The sequence below is a fragment of the Parafilimonas terrae genome (assembly GCF_900115755.1).
Classification (GTDB): Bacteria; Bacteroidota; Bacteroidia; order Chitinophagales; family Chitinophagaceae; genus Parafilimonas; species Parafilimonas terrae.
Genome location: NZ_FOXQ01000009.1, coordinates 39,862 through 59,397, shown reverse-complemented (window position 1 = coordinate 59,397; position 19,536 = coordinate 39,862). Strand labels below are relative to the sequence as shown.

The 19,536-nt window shown below is 39.2% G+C and carries 17 protein-coding genes; 10 read left to right on the top strand and 7 right to left on the bottom strand.

Going from position 1 to position 19,536, the window contains the following annotated elements; translation table 11 throughout:
• Positions 1 to 9: 9 nt before the first annotated feature.
• Positions 10 to 339: a hypothetical protein gene (locus BM015_RS14535; protein ID WP_090659929.1), complete on the top strand. Its 330-nt coding sequence runs from the start codon at positions 10 to 12 to the stop codon at positions 337 to 339.
• A 47-nt stretch (positions 340 to 386) separates the two neighbouring features.
• On the opposite strand, the gene BM015_RS14530 is transcribed toward BM015_RS14535, so the two are convergent.
• The 4 genes from BM015_RS14530 to BM015_RS14515 are packed head-to-tail and all read right to left on the bottom strand — an operon-like array spanning position 387 to position 4,687.
• On the bottom strand, positions 387 to 2,453 hold the full coding sequence (locus tag BM015_RS14530; protein ID WP_090659926.1) for an OPT family oligopeptide transporter: 2,067 nt from the start codon (positions 2,451 to 2,453) through the stop codon (positions 387 to 389).
• A gap of 16 nt (positions 2,454 to 2,469) precedes the next feature.
• Entirely contained in the window at positions 2,470 to 2,856 is a 387-nt protein-coding gene (locus BM015_RS14525) for a type II toxin-antitoxin system VapC family toxin (protein WP_090659923.1), read from the bottom strand.
• Positions 2,856 to 3,068 (bottom strand): type II toxin-antitoxin system VapB family antitoxin, encoded by a 213-nt coding sequence (vapB, locus tag BM015_RS14520; protein ID WP_090659920.1) that lies wholly within the window; start codon positions 3,066 to 3,068, stop codon positions 2,856 to 2,858. Before vapB ends, BM015_RS14525 begins: the two co-directional genes overlap by 1 nt.
• 35 nt (positions 3,069 to 3,103) lie before the next feature.
• A complete protein-coding gene (locus BM015_RS14515) occupies positions 3,104 to 4,687 on the bottom strand; it encodes a peptide MFS transporter (protein ID WP_090660287.1) in 1,584 nt (527 codons plus the stop codon).
• 119 nt (positions 4,688 to 4,806) lie between these two features.
• Here BM015_RS14515 and purD point away from each other — a divergent pair, with 119 nt between their 5' ends.
• The 5 genes from purD (at position 4,807) to BM015_RS14485 (ending at position 11,243) form a co-directional block, all read left to right on the top strand.
• Positions 4,807 to 6,093 carry a phosphoribosylamine--glycine ligase gene (purD, locus tag BM015_RS14510; RefSeq protein WP_090660283.1) on the top strand — a complete coding sequence of 429 codons (1,287 nt, stop codon included), beginning with the start codon at positions 4,807 to 4,809 and terminating at the stop codon, positions 6,091 to 6,093.
• A 316-nt stretch (positions 6,094 to 6,409) separates the two neighbouring features.
• Positions 6,410 to 7,435 (top strand): rod shape-determining protein, encoded by a 1,026-nt coding sequence (locus BM015_RS14500; RefSeq protein ID WP_090659914.1) that lies wholly within the window; start codon positions 6,410 to 6,412, stop codon positions 7,433 to 7,435.
• Positions 7,436 to 7,551: 116 nt separating this feature from the next.
• Positions 7,552 to 8,403: a rod shape-determining protein MreC gene (gene mreC, locus BM015_RS14495; protein ID WP_090659911.1), complete on the top strand. Its 852-nt coding sequence runs from the start codon at positions 7,552 to 7,554 to the stop codon at positions 8,401 to 8,403.
• Complete coding sequence (locus BM015_RS14490; RefSeq protein ID WP_090659908.1) at positions 8,400 to 8,936, top strand: rod shape-determining protein MreD; 537 nt, start codon at positions 8,400 to 8,402, stop codon at positions 8,934 to 8,936. Before mreC ends, BM015_RS14490 begins: the two co-directional genes overlap by 4 nt.
• Before the next feature lie 261 nt (positions 8,937 to 9,197).
• On the top strand, positions 9,198 to 11,243 hold the full coding sequence (locus BM015_RS14485; protein ID WP_090659905.1) for a M13 family metallopeptidase: 2,046 nt from the start codon (positions 9,198 to 9,200) through the stop codon (positions 11,241 to 11,243).
• Positions 11,244 to 11,418: 175 nt separating this feature from the next.
• Here the strand turns inward: BM015_RS14485 and BM015_RS14480 are convergent, their stop codons facing one another.
• Positions 11,419 to 12,522: a fatty acid desaturase family protein gene (locus tag BM015_RS14480; protein ID WP_090659902.1), complete on the bottom strand. Its 1,104-nt coding sequence runs from the start codon at positions 12,520 to 12,522 to the stop codon at positions 11,419 to 11,421.
• Between the two features lie 305 nt (positions 12,523 to 12,827).
• Between BM015_RS14480 and BM015_RS14475 the strand changes: the two genes are divergently transcribed.
• Complete coding sequence (locus BM015_RS14475) at positions 12,828 to 13,835, top strand: fumarylacetoacetate hydrolase family protein (RefSeq protein WP_090659899.1); 1,008 nt, start codon at positions 12,828 to 12,830, stop codon at positions 13,833 to 13,835.
• Positions 13,836 to 13,869: 34 nt separating this feature from the next.
• Positions 13,870 to 14,757, top strand: a complete 888-nt coding sequence (locus tag BM015_RS14470; protein ID WP_090659896.1) for a flavin reductase family protein — start codon at positions 13,870 to 13,872, stop codon at positions 14,755 to 14,757.
• Positions 14,758 to 14,945: 188 nt separating this feature from the next.
• Here BM015_RS14470 and BM015_RS14465 read toward each other — a convergent pair whose 3' ends face one another.
• Positions 14,946 to 16,736: an acyl-CoA dehydrogenase family protein gene (locus BM015_RS14465; protein ID WP_090659893.1), complete on the bottom strand. Its 1,791-nt coding sequence runs from the start codon at positions 16,734 to 16,736 to the stop codon at positions 14,946 to 14,948.
• Positions 16,737 to 16,885: 149 nt separating this feature from the next.
• Positions 16,886 to 17,350, bottom strand: coding sequence for a MarR family winged helix-turn-helix transcriptional regulator (locus BM015_RS14460; protein WP_090659890.1), 465 nt, complete (start codon positions 17,348 to 17,350; stop codon positions 16,886 to 16,888).
• A gap of 141 nt (positions 17,351 to 17,491) precedes the next feature.
• On the opposite strand from BM015_RS14460, the gene BM015_RS14455 reads away from it, so the two are divergent.
• Together BM015_RS14455 and BM015_RS14450 are read left to right on the top strand one after the other, a co-directional pair.
• On the top strand, positions 17,492 to 18,289 hold the full coding sequence (locus BM015_RS14455; RefSeq protein ID WP_090659886.1) for an alpha/beta fold hydrolase: 798 nt from the start codon (positions 17,492 to 17,494) through the stop codon (positions 18,287 to 18,289).
• Between the two features lie 23 nt (positions 18,290 to 18,312).
• Positions 18,313 to 19,461, top strand: a complete 1,149-nt coding sequence (locus BM015_RS14450; RefSeq protein ID WP_090659883.1) for a glycosyltransferase — start codon at positions 18,313 to 18,315, stop codon at positions 19,459 to 19,461.
• Positions 19,462 to 19,536 lie beyond the last annotated feature (75 nt).

The window sequence follows — 19,536 nt, the reverse complement described above, 5'->3', positions numbered from 1 at the left end:
AATATGAGTATGAATTATAAAGCCCTGTTAGCCGTTATTGTAATTGTGATTGTTGCAGCCTGCAATAACAGTCAGCCGCTTCAGCCGGTTGCTGATACCGGCGTTACAAACCTGAATGCTATTATTTCAGAGCTACCCGATAAACCGGGGTATACAACTTTTAAACAAAACTGTATGAGCTGCCACTCTGCACGCTACATACAAATGCAACCTGATTTCCCCGAAAAAACATGGACAACCATAGTTACCAAAATGCAGAAAAATTATGGCGCACCTGTTCCTGATTCATCCGTTCATGAAATTGTACAATACCTTGTGTCTATAAAAGGAAAGGGATAGACAAAGCATTATTGATGATCAATTTTAACCAAATAATTTAATAGCTTTTATACTTTTATTTCATCGTGTTTTTTCATGGCAATTCTATACAGCATCAAGCCCATTAATGCAAAAGCAATAACGCCAAGTAATTTGTATATATCAACGCCAAGCGCTTCTTCCAGCGAATGTTTAAGATTTATTTTTTGAAGTGAGGCGGCAACACTTTCGCTGCCTGCAATTAATAAAGCAACTATCACCCCTGCCAATGCCCCGCCGGCAACCAGGCCTGTTGCAAATAAATTGCCTTTGCCCAAATCATCTTCAGCCTCTACTTCTCCTTTGCGTTTTTTACGCCAGTCAACAAAACCACGTATAGCGCCGCCGCAGAATATGGGCAACGTGGTGCTTAACGGAAGATAAACACCTATGGCAAAGCTTAAAGAGTTTACACCGCATAGTTCCATTACAACAGCCAACGCAACGCCCACAAATACAAACTGCCAGTCGAGGTTAAATGATAAAATACCTTTTATCAATGTAGCCATTAATGTTGCCTGCGGGCCTGGAAATTTATCAGTGCCGATGGCATGCGAGTAACCCTGTGCCACCATATCAGCAGTAGGTTTATCAAGCACTTTTATAGTAATGCCAATAACCAGCGAAGAAACGATTGCACCGATAAATAAAGCTATTTGTTGATTACGCGGCGTTGCACCAACCAGGAAGCCGGTTTTCAAATCCTGCGAAGTAGCGCCTGCATTAGCTGCTGCAATACAGATCATACCGCCAACAACCAACACCATGGGCTCATAAGTTTTTCCACTCCATCCAATACTTATAAATACCAGGCACGTGCTCATTACAGTGGCTATGGTCATACCACTTACGGGATTATTTGTTGTGCCGATAAGGCCAACAATGCGGGATGAAACCGTAACGAAAAATGCACCGAATATTACCACCAAAACGCCCAGCAATAGTTTACTGCCAATTGAATTGCCGGGTATCATGGAGATGAAGGCGATCAATGCAATTAATGCAAGGCTTCCAAATAAAACTATTTTTAAGCTAAGGTCTTTTTCGGTACGCAGTTGCGTGCCGCCTTCTTTATTGTTTTTAATAGAACCAATACTTTCTTTAAAAGAAGTGATAATAGTGGGGATGGTTTTTAATAATGTAATAAAACCTCCTGCTGCCACTGCACCTGCGCCCACCTGCCGCACATAAGCGCGGTAAATGGCATCAGCGCTGTCATCGAATAAATGCGTAACAGGGTTCCAGCCGCCGGGGCCGCCGGCTGTTTGCACATCTTTTAAATAACCAAGCTTTACCAGTTGTTCAGCAATAACAGTCTGATCATGGATTAACGTGGCCAGCAATGGATGAAACACCAGCCAGCTTAATACACTTCCGGCAACCAGTGTGCCTGCAATGCGCGGGCCTATAATGTAACCAACACCAAGATATTCCGGCGTTATTTCACCACTCACTTTTGCTGCAGGAAAATATTTATTGGTGAGTTTAGTTACATGATCTGGCGTTTCTGCAATAATGTGCAATACTTTTTGCAGGAAGGCATACACCATTGCAACGCCTAAACCAACGAATGCTGTTCTCGCTATATCACCGCCTTTTTCACCGGCTTTTAAAACCGATGCGCAGGCCGTTCCTTCGGGGTAAGGCAGGGTTGCATGTTCCTTTACAATCAAAGAACGGCGCAGGGGAATCATCATTAATGTGCCAAGCAATCCGCCAAATATGGCCAGTATTAAAATGGTCATATAATTGAAAAAATTGGCGCCAACACTCTGCCCGTTTACCATTGATAAAAATAAAAATCCGGGCAATGTAAATGCTACGCCGCTGGCTATGCTTTCGCTGGCTGAACCTGTGGTTTGAATGATATTGTTTTCAAGGATGGTTGTTTTTAATAATTTTCTGCCGATTGTAATTGCAATAACTGCGATAGGAATGGATGCGCTTACGGTTAAACCTGCTTTTAATGCAAGGTAAACATTTGCTGCACCGAACAGGCAACCCATAACGCAGCCCATAACAATTGCTTTTACGGAGAATTCTTTCATATTTGTTTGCGGCGAAACAAACGGCTTGAATTGTGTTGGTTCGGACATGTTGATTTGGTTTTGGTTACCAGATTGTTTGAACGTTGTATAAAGAAAGCTTGCTGTCTTTTGAAAGTAAAAAAAGATTATCTGTATATGCTACAGCAATTATCATTCTATCAAAAGGATCTTTATGGTAAAATGGTAAGAGTTTAATAAGATTAAGATGATGTAATTTGATTGGGATGATTTGAATTTGGTTTTCAATGCAATAATCTACAATCTCATCTAACGTATAATTTAGCTTTAATCTTTCTTTTGAAAGTTTTATTGATATTTCCCAAAGAGATACAACACTTAGAAATAATTTTTGTTCAGAGTCGGTAACAATATCTATTATTTTTTTGCTTAGTTCAGAATTGCCTTCCTGCATCCAAATAAGCGTATGCGTATCCAGTAAGTAATCAGCCATTACATGTAGTCTTTAAAGTCTTCTAATGGCTCGTCAAAATCCGGACTCATCCAAACCTTCCCCTTAAATGCTCCAATTATTTTATCACGATTAGGTTTTTCTAAAGGTTGTCCAAGTTTTTTTTCCCAAACAAAATCAATAAAATTTTTAATTTCCTGCTGATAATCTGCAGGCATCAATTTTACTTTTTCCAGGAAATCATAGTTACTCATACTTCACTTCTTTCTTCAAATTTAAACTATATTCCTTACTGTATCCCATGCATCATTTTTTGCAGTTTTTTCGAGAGCAAGAGAAGAATAATACCCGCTGCGCCACCCATAAAAACAAACAGCATAAAAAAATCATGCAGGCTACTTATCTGGTAGCCAAGAAACGAAGTGGTTTTGCCGCCTTCAGGATATAAACTGCTTAACACACCGGCTAATTTATTGCCACCGGCATTGCCTGTGAACCATACGGCCATCAGCAACGATGCAAATCTTAACGGCGATAATTTATTGAATAATGAAAGGCCGATAGGTGAGAGGCATAATTCGCCCAGCGTGTGCAGCAGGTATAAACCGGTGAGCCATATCATGCTCACCTGTTTTGCGGCAGCATCTTTTACGCCATACGCAATCCATAAAAAACCCAAAGCCAACAGCAATAGACCTATGCCCATTTTGGTAGGCGTGGCAGGTTGTTTCTTTCCCATCTTTAACCATAACCATGCTAATATTGGCGCAAAAATGATGATGAATGCAGAGTTGAATGATTGAAAATAGGCTGGCGGCATCACATAATCGCCCCAGAGATGGCGATTGGTTTGCCTGTCTGCAAAAACGCTCAGCGAAGCGCCGGTTTGTTCATAGGCGCCCCAGAAAAACACAACAAAAAAAGCAATGATCACCATTACCCAAATTCTTCCCTTTTCTTCTTTGGTTAGGTTTTTATCTGAAAAAATAAGAATGATGATAAACAGGAAGCTGCCGCCTAAAAGATAGAACAGGTAATTGATTTGCGTATCAAGGTAAAGCGCACCAATTGAAATGACCGCAAATACAAGCATGATAATAACCGTGGAAACAGGGTTCGACCATATTGGCGCTGGCGGCTTTACATGGCTTGATGCTTCTTTGTTTAATTTATCAACAACCAGGTCATCAGGTTTGAGGCCCAGTATTTTTCCTTCTGGATCGCGTACCAGTTTGTTGTGATATATCCGCTGTACAATAAGGCTGATGATCATGCCTACGCCGGCAACAAGAAACGCCCATTTAAAGTCTGCAGGATTGCCTGTATTGCCAACATAACCACAAGCTATAGGGCCGAAAAATGCGCCCAGGTTTATGCCCATGTAAAAAATAGTGTAAGCAGGGTCAACACGCAGGTCGCCTTTTGGATAAAGCTGCCCCACAAGCGTAGAAATATTGGGTTTGAAAAAACCGTTGCCCGCAATCATTAAACCAAGGCCGGAGAAGAAAAGAATGTTGGATAAAGCCGGGGAAGAATTATAGATAGTGCCACAAACAAAGAGAATTAATTCGCCAATTGCCATTACCAAACCACCAACAAAAATGGATCGTTTATTGCCCCAAAAGCGGTCGGCAAAATATCCCCCAACTAATGGTGTCAAGTACAACAAACTTATATAACTACCATACAGGTTTAAAGCAAAATCAAGTTTGAAGAGTAGCGCCTGCGTCATAAAATAAGTAAGGATTGCACGCATGCCGTAATAATTAAACCGTTCCCACATTTCAATTGCAAACAACACATATAAACCTTTGGGATGATTTTTACGGGCAGGTTGTTCAGCAGCACTTATTGCATCTTCAGTAATATTCATTAAAGCTGGTTTATTGGAATAATAATTAGTTGGCAGCCCAAAATAAGCAGTTTTTACAATTAACAAAATCTAATTCAGAAAGCATAAAACTTTTACTTTCGCCGCCTAATTATTTTTTCATGAATATTTTGTTGTTGGGAAGCGGTGGCCGTGAACATGCACTGGCGTGGAAAATGGCACAAAGCAAACATTGTTCAAATTTATTTATTGCGCCGGGCAACGCCGGAACAGCGCAATGCGGAAAGAATGTAAGTATCGGTGTAAATGATTTTGACGCCATCAAAAAATTTGCTGTTGAAAATAATATTGAAATGATTGTTGTGGGGCCGGAAGACCCGCTGGTAAATGGCGTGTTTGATGCGCTTAAAGCAGATACTTCAACCCAACATATAATTGTCATCGGGCCTTCTGCCGAAGGCGCTCAACTGGAAGGCAGCAAGGCATTCTCCAAAAAATTTATGCAGCGGCATAATATACCAACAGCCGCCTATGCCGAGTTTACAAAAGATAGTTTTGAAGAAGGCAAAAAATATATCCGGCAACATAGTTTGCCGGTTGTGCTAAAAGCCGATGGTTTGGCCGCTGGTAAAGGTGTTGTAATTGCACAAACAACAGCAGATGCATTGAAAGCTTTTGAAGAAATGATCATCAACCAGCAGTTTGGCGAAGCATCAAGCAAAGTGGTGATTGAACAGTTTTTAGATGGCATTGAACTGAGCATTTTTGCATTAACTGATGGTAAAGATTATAAGATCATCGGCCATGCAAAAGATTATAAACGTATTGGTGTTGGCGACACAGGATTGAATACCGGCGGCATGGGTTGTGTAAGCCCTTTGCCATTTTTAACTGATGAATTTTTACAGAAGATTGAAACAAAAATTATTCAGCCAACCATACAGGGTTTGCAAACAGAAAATATTATTTACAATGGCTTTGTATTTTTTGGGTTGATTAAAGTGGGCGATGAGCCTTTCGTTATAGAATACAATTGCCGCATGGGCGACCCGGAAACGGAAGTGGTGATGCCGCGTTTAAAAAACGATCTTGTGGAATTATTTTTATCCGTACATAATAATACTTTAAAAGATACAGTTATTGCATACGATGATCGGGCATGCGCAACGGTTGTTGCAGTAAGCGGCGGTTATCCCGGCGACTATGAAAAAGGAAAGCAGATAAGCTTACCGGATAATGTGTTGGAAAGTAAAAGCTTTATTTTTCATGCGGGAACAAAACCGGATAATAAAGGTGAAGTTGTAACAAATGGTGGAAGAGTTTTAGCCGTAACATCTTTTGGCAAGGATATTGCCGAAGCAGTGCAACTTTCAAAAAATGTGTTAGGTAACATACATTTTGAAGGCATGTATTTCAGAAGCGATATTGGGTATGAATTTAATCCGTGAATTGTCAATCGTAAAACGTGAAAACTTTAAAGGTTTTCAGACGTTGAAACATGTTGAAAAATTAAGGTCTGAAATAATAACAGCAATTTTAAAATTGAACGTTCTTGTATTTGCTTTGGACGATTCATGTTTGAAGAAAGCTGTTTTGCATATCAATAATTGTCTTCCCCGCCAAAAAAAGTTTAGAACTAAAAAAATAATGTTTGTGCATATTAACAAAACCCCTTGAAATAGAAATATCTGTGCTTTGTAAATTCGAATTATATCCTGCACCTTTGCGGCTTATTCAATAAATAACATTTGAACTAATTATATAATGGGACTTTTTAATTTTTTCACACAGGAAATTGCGATTGATCTTGGCACCGCAAATACCCTGATTATACATAATGATGAAGTGGTGGTAAATGAACCATCCATTGTTGCCTTAAACAGGAATAATCCAAAAGAAGTGCTGGCTGTGGGAAAACGTGCACTGATGATGCACGAAAAAACGCATGAAAGCATCCGTACCGTGCGCCCGTTGAAAGATGGTGTAATTGCCGATTTTAATGCTGCTGAATTAATGATAAAGGAAATGATCAAAATGATTTATCCTAAAAAACCATTGATTGCACCGAGATGGAGAATGGTTATCTGCATTCCTTCCAGCATAACAGAAGTTGAAAAACGTGCGGTTCGCGACAGTGCGGAGCAGGCAGGCGCCACAGAAGTGTATTTGATCCATGAGCCTATGAGCGCTGCTTTGGGTATTGGAATAGATGTGGAAGAACCGGTTGGTAATATGATCATTGATATTGGCGGTGGCACAACTGGCATTACCGTAATTGCATTGGCCGGCATTGTTTGCGACCAGAGCATTCGTATTGCAGGCGATGAATTTACCGCTGATATTATGGAAGCTTTGCGCCGTTACCACAGTTTGCTTATTGGTGAGCGCACGGCAGAACAAATAAAAATAACGATCGGCGCGGCTATGAAAGACCTTGATAATCCGCCGGAAGATATGCCGGTAAATGGCCGTGACCTCGTAACCGGTATTCCAAAACAAATTATGGTGAGCTACCAGGAAGTGGCTGAAGCGCTGGATAAATCCATCTTTAAAATAGAAGAAGCTATTTTAAAAGCGCTGGAAACTACGCCGCCTGAACTGGCTGCTGATATTTACCGCAGGGGTTTGTATTTAACCGGCGGAGGTGCATTGCTGCGTGGTTTGGATAAACGTTTAAGCCAGAAAATAAAATTACCTGTCCATATTGCTGAAGACCCGCTTATCAGTGTTGTGCGCGGAACAGGGCTGGCATTAAAAAATTACCAGCGTTACCCTTTTGTAATGAAATAAAAGAAGCCCGTCTAAATCTTCCCAAAGAGGAAGGCTTGCAAATTATAAATGATAAATAACCAATATAAAAATCAACGTTCTATTTCCTCCACTTAGAGGAAGCTGGGAGGGGCTTTATGCGTAATATAATTGCCTTCATACGTCATTTTTTTAACCTGTTCCTGTTCCTTATTTTGATGGGGATTTCACTGGCTGCCCTCATTAATTACAATCAAACTTACCAGGTTGCGTTTTCTAATATAGCCAATGAAACCACAGGTAAAGTGGGTGCGCAGTATAATGCTATTGAATATTATTTCCGTCTTAAAAAAACCAATGAAGCGCTGGCTGCTGAAAATGCTGAGCTCAGGGGCATGCTGCAATCAAGCTTTGAAGCGCCCGATACATCAAAAGTATTCCAGATAGATTCCCTGCTGAAAGACACGCTTGGCCGCATAAGGAAATTTGAATTCCTTCCTGCCAAAATTGTAAACAACGATATTTCAGAACAAAACAATTACATCACTTTATACCGCGGCGCTAAACAGGGTGCACAGGTTGATATGGGTGTAACGGGCCCGCGTGGAATTGTGGGTAAGGTAATTATGGTAAGCGATAATTATTGCCGTGTAATGAGCCTGCTTAACCGCAATGCCAAAGTAAGCGCCATGACAAAGAAGGATTTCTATACCGGCCTCGTTGACTGGGATGGCGAAGACCCTCGTTATGTAACCATGCATAATGTGCCTAAATCAGCTAAAGTAAAAGTAGGAGATAGTATTATCACCAGTAATCTGTCAGGCAGTTATCCGCCAGGTATAATGATTGGTACTGTTGCTGCTTTGCAGGGCGATTCCGGCAGCGGCTTTTATGAATTGAAAGTAAAAACATCAACTGATTTTTATAATATTCAATATGCCTATCTTGTTAATAACATGATCTGGGCTGAACAAAAACAACTGGAAGCTAAAACGCCAAAAGATAAATGACGAACCTGCTAAAAAATATAATCCGTTTTGTATTGTTCATCGCTGTGCAGGTTTATGTATTTAATAAAGTGCCACCCGTGCATGAGTTTGTGAAGCCATACATTTATTTCCTGTTTATTTTATGGCTGCCATTCAATATGGGGCGTGCGCCATTAATGCTGCTCGCATTCATATTCGGCTTAACGTACGACTATTTCAGCGGCACACCGGGCCTTCATGCGGCGCCTTGTGTTTTAATTGCTTATTTGCGGCCCTTTTTATTAAACCTTTTAATACCACAGGAAACAACGCAGTTAAGCTTTGCAGAGCCGTCCGTTAAAAGCATGGGCTGGGGTTCTTATGCAACATACATTCTTATACTCACCTTCATGCACACAACATTGCTTGTGTTTCTTGAGTGGATGGAGTTTGGTGATTTCTTCTTCTTCATCGGAAAAGTAACTGCCACCACAGCGCTTAGCCTTGTGCTCATTTTTATTGCAGAAATACTCTTTCCGCGCAAAGGAAAAGTGAGAACAAATGCTGCAGCCTGATAAATGCTTTCGCATTTATTATTCGTTATTGTGTTACCGGCAGCAGTAACGTTGTTAAGCACGGTTGCGTCGCACACTTCAGCAGCAATGCTTTTCTCAACAATATAATCAGCTTACAGAGAACAGTTATCCGTTATAAAATTTATGTATCTGTGGTTAAATAAATTCCATCTCTTTTCATAGCAAATATTTCAACCGCATAAATAAATAAGTTGATTCTTCCGCATGCATTACTTTAATTTGACTTTAAAAAACTACTGTATGTTATTCCGAAACCTCGCAAATGCATGCGTGCTCTTATCCGTTGTTCTTGCAGCTTGCAACACTTCAACAAACAAAAATGAAAACAAGCCCGATCCGCTTGTAACCAATCGTGATACAACCGTTAATCCTGCACAGGATTTTTTTCATTATGCAGATGGAGGATGGTTTAAAGCGCATCCTATTCCGTCAAGCGAAAGAAGCAACGGTATATTCAGAACCATACAGGATACAATTAATGACCAGGTAAGAAGAATATGTGAGGAAGCTTCAAAAGCCAACGATGCGACAGGAAGCAACAAACAAAAGATAGGTGATTTTTTTGCCAGCGGCATGGATACGGTAAATATTGAAAAGGCAGGTATAGCGCCATTGAAAAATGAATTTGCAGCTATAGATTCTATAAACAGTATAGATGCAGTTATTGCTGCAATTGCACATTTGCATTCAATAGGCGCCAGCCCGCTTTTTTCTTTTTATATATCACAGGATGATAAGATAAGTGATAAGTATGCCATGCTGTTTGCGCAGGGCGGCATTGGCCTTGGCGTTCGCGATTATTATTTTGATAATGACGGGCGCACAAAAAATATTCGCAATGAATATGTAAAGCATATTCAAAAAATGCTGCAGCTTTCCGGTACCGACAGTGCAACTGCAAGCGCCGGTGCATTAAATATTATGAAGCTTGAAACGGAGCTTGCCGCACATAGCCGTAAGCTTGCCGAATTACGCGACCCGGAAAAGAATTATAACAAAATGCCTGTGGCGCAGTTTAATAAGTTAACGCCGGCAATTAACTGGAATAATGTACTGCCCCTGTTAGGTATAAAAAATGGTGATACGGTTATTGTTGGCCAGCCTGAATTTTATAGCGCATTAAATAATACGCTTAGTAAATTTTCAATCAAGGACTGGAAAGCTTACCTGCGCTGGAACCTTATTAATGCGTATGCTTCTTATTTAAACAAAGCCATTGATGATGAAAATTTTTATTTCAATGCAACTATATTAAGTGGTGTTAAAGAGCGAAAGCCGCGCTGGAAGACAGTTGTGGAAAACACTAACGGCTATTTGGGTGAATTAATAGGGCAGGTATATGTAAAGGAATATTTGCCCGAAGGCACAAAAGATAAACTGGTAGAAATAGGCAATAACATTCGTGATGTATTTGCAGGCCATATTAAAAAGCTCGACTGGATGAGCGATTCTACTAAAACGAAAGCGTTATATAAACTTTCGAAGATAGTAATGAAAGTAGGCTACCCTGATAAGTGGAAAGATATGAGCAACCTTACGATTGACCGCAGTTCTTATGCACAAAACGTAATGCATGCAAACCAGTGGTTTTATAATTATATGATATCAAAATGGGGCAAGCCTGTTGACCGTGAAGAGTGGACGATGATGCCGCAAACTTATAACGCTTATTATAATCCAAGTAATAATGAAATTGTAGTGCCGGCCTGCAATATTATTGTTCCCGGTTTTGAAGGCCGCATGCCCGACGATGCTGTTTTATATGGCATAATTGGCGGTTCCACATTTGGTCATGAAATAACGCATGGCTTTGATGACCAGGGCAGCCAATATGATGATAAAGGCAATCTTAGAAACTGGTGGACAAAAGAAGACCGTGAAAAATTTCTTGCCAAAACAAAGCTGATCGTTGAACAATTCAACAACTATGTTATGCTTGACAGCCTGCACATAAACGGGGATGCCACGCAAGGAGAGAATATTGCTGATCTTGGCGGTGTGGTTATGGGATATGAAGCATTCAAAAAAACAAATCAATATAAAAACAATGAAACGGTTGCAGGGTTAACGCCAGACCAGCGTTATTTTCTTGCTTATGGTTATGCATGGATGGTAAATGCAACGCCGGAATCTATTGCAAGACAAATACGCATTGATGTGCATTCGCCTGCACAGTACCGTGTTAACGGGCCTTTGAGCAATATTCCTGAATTTTATAAAACATTCAATGTAAAACCCGGTGATGCGATGTACAGGGCTGATAGTTTAAGAGTTGTTATCTGGTAAATAAAGGCTGGATGAATTTTCGTGCAGCAATGCAGAATAAAATTTGTTTCTGTAAATAGGAGAGTAATATGAGTGGGGTTGATTGATTTCGGCATAGCAAAACAGCAATAATTTCACACTAATAAGAAAGAAGAACAACAAATAGTTGTTCTTCTTTCTTATTAATAATTCACCGTTACATTGTTTCTTCAAAAATATTTTCGTGAAAGGCATTTGTGCGTAATAGTTTGTAATGATTGCGCAACGATTTAACCAGGGGAAACTGGCGGTAAGGCAAATTGTTTTTTGCAGCAAACTCCCTTATAACCTGTGTTACTTCAGGATAAAAAACATGGTTTACCGCCGGGAACAAATGATGGGCAATATGATAATTAAAACATCCCATAAAAAAACGGATAAACCAATTGTCTTCGCTTACATCATTTGTACAGCTAAGCTGGTGCCTGAACCATGCCATGGGCATTTGCCCGTTTTCATCAGGCATTGGGTATTCACTTTCTGTGCTTGCATGCGGCGATAACAATACCAGCAGCGAAACGATGCTTGCCGTAAACAGCATGATTAAAAAAGCTATAATTGCCTGTCCCCAGCTAACATTAAAAAACAACACCGGCAATAAAACTGTATATAGTATAAAAGCAATTTTAAAAATAAACAGTTTAATATATTCAATAGTTGGTATATGGTCTATCACTTTCCAAACCAGTTTTCTCTTATTAAAGAAATCTTTAAAATCCCTTACCAGGAGCCAGTTAATAAGATATAAAGGATAAAAAAGCGGCAGATAAATATGCTGGTATTTATGCATTTTGGAAAATGGCGCATGCGGGAATACCCTTGCCAGCGGGCTTTGCTCAAAATCGCTGTCCCAACCCATAACATTTGGATAGTTATGATGCAGCCGTATATGTCTTATTTTCCAGATGTAACTGTTGGCGCCCATCAGGTCAAAGAAATGAACATACCAGTTGTTGATATGTTTATTTGAAAACAAAGTGTTGTGAACGGCTTCATGTATGAGGTTTAAAAAATTTAATACCAGCAAAAAGCCCATTGAGAAAAAGCAGAAATAATAAATGGAAGTATTCGAAGCCCAGTAAAGTGCCGCTATATATGATAAAATGTAAAGTGCGGGGAAAAGAATAGCTTTAACAATAATTCCCGGTCTTCTTTTTTCTTCCAATCTGCTAACTGTAATATTAACCTCTTTCCTTAATTGCTGAAATAACTCAGCATCTGCGTTTTTTATGAAAGAAGGTTTGGTAACTCTCTCTGTCATAAATGTATGTTTATAAGTATTCTATGGTGTGCCTTTGAGGCTAGCTAATTCACCTGCAAAAATAACAAAAAAGAACTTTTATGCTTGTCTGTATTATAACCGTACTTCAGGTAATAATGCCGCTTAACATTCTGTTTCTCAACTTTTATTCCATAAAATTGCATACAGAAATAATTATTCATAAATGAATATATATTCATTTATGAACCAGGTGCAAAAATACAGCATCCAACTGAAATAATTATTATGAAACAGGGCATAATATTTTATCACACGAAGGCCATTTAAAAAATAAACTTATACGAATGAAATTGGTTTCTTATTTAAAAGAAGGGCATGACCAGTTAGCTATTCTTGAAAATAATTTATTGTACGATACAGATTTGCTGCATAGCGAAATGCCATCATCTATGATGATGTTCCTTACTTATTGGGAAGATAATTACGCACTTGCATTAAAACTGCACCAGGCAATTTTGGATGGCCGCATTGGCAGGGAAAAAGGCTTTCCGGTTAATAGCGCAGATTTACTGGCGCCTGTACCTTTTCCTCCAAGCTGCCGCGATGGATATGCATTCCGTCAGCATGTTGCCGCTGCCAGGAGAAACAGGAAAGTGCCCATGCTGCCTGAGTTTGATCAGTATCCTGTTTTTTATTTCACTAATCATCATGGCGTGCAGGGGCCGGGGCCTGTTATGTGCATGCCCGATCATTTTAATAAACTTGATTTTGAACTGGAAGCAGCCATTGTTATTTCTAAATTAGGCAGAAATATTCCCGCAGAAGAAGCTGACGAATATATTGCCGGATTAATGATTATGAACGACCTCAGCGCCCGCACTTTGCAATCAGAAGAAATGTTGCTGAACCTTGGCCCGGCAAAGGGAAAAGATTTTGCAACGGCAACAGGCCCGTGGTTAATTACATTGGATGAACTGGAACAATTTGAAGTGCCGGCAAAAGAAGGCCATGCGGGTAAAAACTGGAATTTAAAAATGACATGTGCAATAAACGGCGTGCAGGTAAGTGAAGGTAATTTAAGCGATATGGACTGGACGTTTGCCGAACTGATTGAACGTGCATCGTATGGTGCAACTTTATATCCCGGCGATATTATTGGCAGTGGCACAGTTGGTACCGGATGCTTTCTTGAATTGAACGGTACCGGTAAACTGAATGATGAAAATTACGAAGAACAATGGCTGCAGCAGGGCGATGTAATTGAAATGGAAGTTGAAGGCTTAGGAATACTGAAAAATATTATTGAAAAAGAAGAAAGCGATTTTTCTATACTTCAAAAGAAAAAAGTTTAATTGACAAATTTGCTGATGTGCTAATTATAATGCGATGCATACGGTAGAATTAAATACACTTGCGCTTCCGCAAAAAATGAACTGGCTGCAATATGCCATTGCACCAAGGCCAATCGCACTGGCAAGCACGGTTGATAAAGATGGAAATTCAAACCTTAGCCCGTTCAGTTTTTTTAATCTTTTTTCTTATGATCCGCCTGTGGTTATTTTTTCAACAGTGAAAAGAGGAAGAAATAATACGCATAAACATACTTTCGAAAATATAAGTGAAGTACCGGAAGTGGTTATTAATATTTGTGATTATGATATAGTGCAGCAGATAAACCTTGCAAGCACTGAATATGCAAAAGGCACAGATGAATTTGTAAAGGCAGGCTTTACAAAGCTGTCATCATTTTATATAAAACCACCTCGTGTTAAAGAAGCCAAAGTGCAAATGGAATGCAAGGTGCTTGAAATAAAAAGCCTTGGCAATACTGGCGGTTCGGGGCAATTAATTATTGCAGAAGTTATATGCATGCATGTTGATGAAAGTATTTTGAATGAAGATGGTTCGGCTATAGATCAAACCAAACTGCACCATGTGGCAAGGCTTGGCGGCGACTGGTATTGTAATGTGGATGCAACCAATCTTTTTAAAGTTATCAGGCCGGTAAGAGATTTGGGAATTGGCATTGATGGTTTGCCTGCGGCTATCCGCACAAGTAAAATATTAACCGGCAATCATCTTGCCCGGTTAGCTAATGTAAAAGAAATACCTTTTGTTGATGCTTCGTTTGAAGATGAACAACTGAAAAATATTATTCAATATTATTCCGTAAGCCCTGATGAAATGGAAAGTGAACTGCACCGCTATGCAAAACAATTACTTGATAAAGGAAATGTAAACGAGGCCTGGCAGGTGTTGCTGGCTTCGGTGTGATTTATCTTACTAAGTTCATTATTTTTTTATTCAGCCGTCGTTATAATAATTATGGGTATAATAGAATTTATAAAAGAAATAAAAAGAGCTGTTCGAAACGACTTTGAAGAAATTTTAAAAAAGCCCTGATATCATCCGTGATAATCTGCACCATCTGTGAGAAATTAAAAGCCAGTTTGATGATTTCCCTAGAATGCATACTTCCTATCTGCAATCATCTTATCTGCAATCCTTCTTTTAGCTGCCTTTGAATTAAGTGGCTGAACTTTTGTAAATCTTTTTAAGCCAATATGCATGATGCGCAATTCATCGCCTTCACCAAAAGCATTCAAAGCATCTTTACCATTTTTATTTATACGGTCTGCTGCATCATAAATAAAACAGTCAACTATATCTTTCAAAACAGCAACATTAGCTTCACCGTTTTTCTCTGTAAGCTTCATTAAACGCAACAAACAGCTTTCTGCATGGTAGGTATCAATGGCCATATTGGCAATATGTATTAATACTTCCTGCTCTTTATCAATATTCATCATCAGCTTTTGCACGGCTGCGCCCGCCACCATTAAAATGGCTTTCTTAAAGTTGATGATATATTTTTTTTGTTCGCTGAATGGCGTTTCATCATCATTGCCAAAATCAGGAATGCTCATCAGCTCATTTGCGACAGCCATGGCAGGGCCCATCAAATCCAGCCTTCCTTTCATGGCGCGTTTCAACGTCATATCCAGAATAAGCAACCGGTTTATTTCGTTGGTGCCTTCATAAATGCGGTTAATGCGGCTGTCGCGGTAAGCTTTCGATATTAAATATTCATCACTGAAACCATTGCCGCCATGTATTTGTACACCTTCATTGGTAACCAGGTCCAGCACCTCGCTGCCAAACACTTTTAATATGGCGCATTCAATTGCATATTCTTCGGCAGCGCCAAGCAACGCCTGCTCATGCGTTTTGCCGGAAGCTTCCAGTTCTGCCCGCTTTTCTTCAATCAATGCGGCAGTTCTGTATAATGCAGAATCGCTTGCCCATAAACTAATAGCCATATTGGCAAGCTTTTCTTTTATAGCGCCAAAATTGGAAATGGATGTATTGAACTGTTCGCGATTAATGGCATATTCCACCGACATATCCAGTGCACTCCTGGAACCGCCGTTGGTTGCAGCGCATAATTTCAACCTGCCTATATTTAAAATATTAAAAGCGATAATATGGCCTTTACCAATTTCCCCTAATACATTTTCAGCAGGTACTTTGCAATCCTGGAAATATAACTGCACTGTTGAAGAACCTTTGATACCCATTTTATGTTCTTCAGGGCCTTGCGTAAAACCTTCAAAACCACGTTCAACAATAAAGGCCGTGAATTTATCGCCATCCACTTTGGCAAACACTGTATAAACATCGGCAAAGCCACCGTTGGTTATCCAGCATTTCTGGCCATTCAGTAAATAATATTTGCCGTCTTCACTTAAACGCGCCGTTGTTTTGGCGCCAAGCGCATCACTACCGCTGCCGGGCTCCGTTAAGCCATAAGCGCCTATAAACTCGCCGCTGGCAAGCTTCGGGATATATTTTTGTTTTTGATCTTCCGTTCCAAAATATAAAATAGGCAGCGAGCCAATGCCGGTATGTGCTGCAATGGCCACCGAAAAAGAAAAGCCATTGCCCAGCCCTTCATTAACAATGGTTGACGTTATAAAATCTTTTGCAAGTCCGCCGTATTCCTCGGGAAAAGAAGTGCTCAGCAATCCTTGTTCACCGGCCTTAACCAGTAATGAGCGCATAAGGCCCGGTTCAAGTTTATCAATGCGGTCAATAATGGGCAGTACTTCTGTTTGTATAAACTGGCTGCACATGTCCATTATCATTTGCTGCTCTTCGCTAAAGTCTTCACGAATAAAAATATCGTTGGCGGTGCTTTCTTTAATAAGCCATTCACCGCCTTTTAATATGGTTTTATTTTCCACAGATTCCATGATATTAATTTTATTAATAAATATTTTTTGCTATTGGTTTTTGTTTTTATGCATCACGTTAGCTTTCTTAAATTGCATATTCGCGTCTCATCTCCGGTTTCAAATTTTCTGCATTCATCATTTAATCAAACTTCATATAGTTTGAGACTTTATATGCTCCCTTCAGGAGATGTGGGGTTCAAATTATCATACACCTTCTGCAACACTCTTTTTACAATTTCAATTTCTTCTTTGTTCACATCCTGCAGCGCTTCATCCATGGTTTGGTTGGCCAGCTCAAGGGTTACATTCTGTAAAGCCCTTCCCGCATCCGTTAAACAAACAAGGTTAATGCGCTTATCATTTTTATGGGATGAACGTTTTAATAATTTCTGTTTTTCAAGTTTATCAATCAATCTTGTGATGCTTGGTTTATCGCGATAAGTGCGGTTGCATAATTCCTGCTGGCTTAAACAATCTTCTTTCCATAAATGATAAAGCACTGTCCATTGTTCAATCGTAATATCAATGCCCGCATTGCGAAGGTTTTTTTGTAACCGCCTTGCAACCGCCGTACTGGCCATTCCATTAATAACGCTGTATAATTCTCCTCTTTTAAACTGGTTTACCGACATGTTTTACTAAATATAACCTGTCAGGTTTTTAAAGCCTGCCAGGTTGAAATAGTTGTTTATGCAACTATCTCAAAAGTATATATCTTTATCACATTAACAACAGATTCAAAATAATTTTTTCTGTTAAGATGTAAAGCGTTCATGCAGCATCATTTCCTGGCATATAAAGCTTCGCTTATTCATTATTATGTTTTTGGCAAAGGGGCCAAAACATTGTTTTGTTTTCATGGTTATGGAGAAAATGGATATTCATTTGCTTTTTTGAATAATAGGCTGGGCGATGATTATACATTATATGCTATTGATTTTCCTTTTCATGGAAAAACTCAGTGGAATGAAGAAGCACCTTTTATGCCGGATGATCTTATTGCCATTATAAGGCTGATACATTTTACCAATACAAAGTTTTCTTTGCTTTCATACAGCATGGGTGGCCGTGTGGCTATGCATTTAATAGAAAAAATGCCGGGTGAAATTGAAACGGCAGCATTGGTTGCGCCCGATGGTTTGCATCAGAATATCTGGTACCGGCTAACCACGCAAACACGTTTGGGGAATAAAGCTTTTGCTTATACTATGAAAAATCCCGGCTGGTTTTTTAAAACGGTTAACGCAATCGCCAAATTAAAACTGCTTAATAAAAGCATCATAAAATTCATACATTATTATTTGGATGAAGAGAAAGAAAGAATGCTTTTATATAAACGCTGGACGTTTATGCGCAGGTTCAAACCCAATCTTCAGCATATAAAACAATTGTGTGGCACATATAATGTTCAACTGAATTTTTTGTTTGGTGAATACGACCGTATTATTCTCAGTAAACGTGCAGGTGTTTTTAACAATGCAAAAAATATCAGTATAAAAACTATACATGCAGGCCACCAGTTGATGAAAGAAAAATATGCAAACGAAATTGCTGCATTGCTGAATGACTGATTGTAGTTTTCTTTGCGGGCTATATGCAGTTGCTTACTTATTTTATTTATATCACTGCCACGCTGCTTTGCCTTTATCTTTTGCTCATAAACCTTTATTTGTATTGGTTTAGTAAACTCAGGATTTTTAATGCAACGGTTATAAAGCCTGTAACAAGGTTTACGGTTATTATTCCGGCACGCAACGAAGAAGAAAATATTGAAAACTGCATCCGGTCAATTCTCAATAATAATTATCCCGAAGATTTATTTGAAATAATAGTGGCTGATGATTTTTCCACAGACAGAACGCCTGGGATTGTTCATGCTTTGCAAACAAAGTATTCCAATATTCATATCATCAGCTTAAAAAATATTATTACCGAAACAATCAATTCCTATAAAAAAAGAGCGATTGAACTGGCTATTGCGCAAAGTAAATATGAATGGATCATTACCACCGATGCAGATTGTATTGTGCCGCAGCAATGGCTCCAGTTATTTGATGCGTATATTCAAAAAAATAACCGTGTTTTTATAGCGGCGCCTGTAATGTTTACCTGCAATAATTCTTTTCTTGATATTTTTCAGTGCCTTGATTTCTTAAGCCTGCAGGGCATAACGGCGGCATCAGTTTATGCAGGCGCCCATAGCATGTGCAATGGCGCTAACCTTGCCTATAAAAAATCAGTTTTTTATGAAGTGGATGGATTTAAAAATGCAGATCATATTGCGAGTGGCGATGATATGCTGCTGATGCATAAAATAAAAACAAAGTATCCTGAAAATATAGGCTATTTATTCAGCGATAAAATAATTGTAACAACACCACCCATGCCCGATTTAAACAGCTTTTTGAATCAACGCATACGCTGGGCAAGCAAAGCAACCAGTTATAAAGACAAGCGTGTTTTCTGGGTATTACTGCTGGTTTATTTTTTGAACCTTTTTTTACTGGTATTATTTATCGCCAGTTTTTTCAGGCCGCAAATATTTTTAGTGTGGTTATCATTCATTCTTTTTAAGGCATTGCTTGAAATGCCTTTTATGTATAGGGTTTCAAAATTTTATTCGCTGCAGCGGTTAATGCTTTCGTTTGTACTTATGCAGCCTTTTCATATTTTATACACGGTAATTTCGGGTTGGCTGGGCACATTTGGCACCTACAAATGGAAGGGCAGAAAGGTTAGATAATTTCAAACGTTTTCCATTAAAGTTTAAAGTTTTTTTAATTTTTACTTTTTGCTTTTCGCTTTGCCTGCAATTACC

Coding starts and splice junctions, on each gene's coding strand:
- BM015_RS14450 (WP_090659883.1), top strand. CDS start 18,313: ATGCAGTTGCTTACTTATTTTATTTATATCACTGCCACGCTGCTTTGC.
- purD (WP_090660283.1), top strand. CDS start 4,807: ATGAATATTTTGTTGTTGGGAAGCGGTGGCCGTGAACATGCACTGGCG.
- BM015_RS14500 (WP_090659914.1), top strand. CDS start 6,410: ATGGGACTTTTTAATTTTTTCACACAGGAAATTGCGATTGATCTTGGC.
- BM015_RS14455 (WP_090659886.1), top strand. CDS start 17,492: ATGCAGCATCATTTCCTGGCATATAAAGCTTCGCTTATTCATTATTAT.
- BM015_RS14485 (WP_090659905.1), top strand. CDS start 9,198: ATGTTATTCCGAAACCTCGCAAATGCATGCGTGCTCTTATCCGTTGTT.
- vapB (WP_090659920.1), bottom strand. CDS start 3,068: ATGAGTAACTATGATTTCCTGGAAAAAGTAAAATTGATGCCTGCAGAT.
- mreC (WP_090659911.1), top strand. CDS start 7,552: ATGCGTAATATAATTGCCTTCATACGTCATTTTTTTAACCTGTTCCTG.
- BM015_RS14480 (WP_090659902.1), bottom strand. CDS start 12,522: ATGACAGAGAGAGTTACCAAACCTTCTTTCATAAAAAACGCAGATGCT.
- BM015_RS14460 (WP_090659890.1), bottom strand. CDS start 17,350: ATGTCGGTAAACCAGTTTAAAAGAGGAGAATTATACAGCGTTATTAAT.
- BM015_RS14475 (WP_090659899.1), top strand. CDS start 12,828: ATGAAATTGGTTTCTTATTTAAAAGAAGGGCATGACCAGTTAGCTATT.
- BM015_RS14515 (WP_090660287.1), bottom strand. CDS start 4,687: ATGAATATTACTGAAGATGCAATAAGTGCTGCTGAACAACCTGCCCGT.
- BM015_RS14470 (WP_090659896.1), top strand. CDS start 13,870: ATGCATACGGTAGAATTAAATACACTTGCGCTTCCGCAAAAAATGAAC.
- BM015_RS14530 (WP_090659926.1), bottom strand. CDS start 2,453: ATGTCCGAACCAACACAATTCAAGCCGTTTGTTTCGCCGCAAACAAAT.
- BM015_RS14525 (WP_090659923.1), bottom strand. CDS start 2,856: ATGGCTGATTACTTACTGGATACGCATACGCTTATTTGGATGCAGGAA.
- BM015_RS14490 (WP_090659908.1), top strand. CDS start 8,400: ATGACGAACCTGCTAAAAAATATAATCCGTTTTGTATTGTTCATCGCT.
- BM015_RS14465 (WP_090659893.1), bottom strand. CDS start 16,736: ATGGAATCTGTGGAAAATAAAACCATATTAAAAGGCGGTGAATGGCTT.
- BM015_RS14535 (WP_090659929.1), top strand. CDS start 10: ATGAATTATAAAGCCCTGTTAGCCGTTATTGTAATTGTGATTGTTGCA.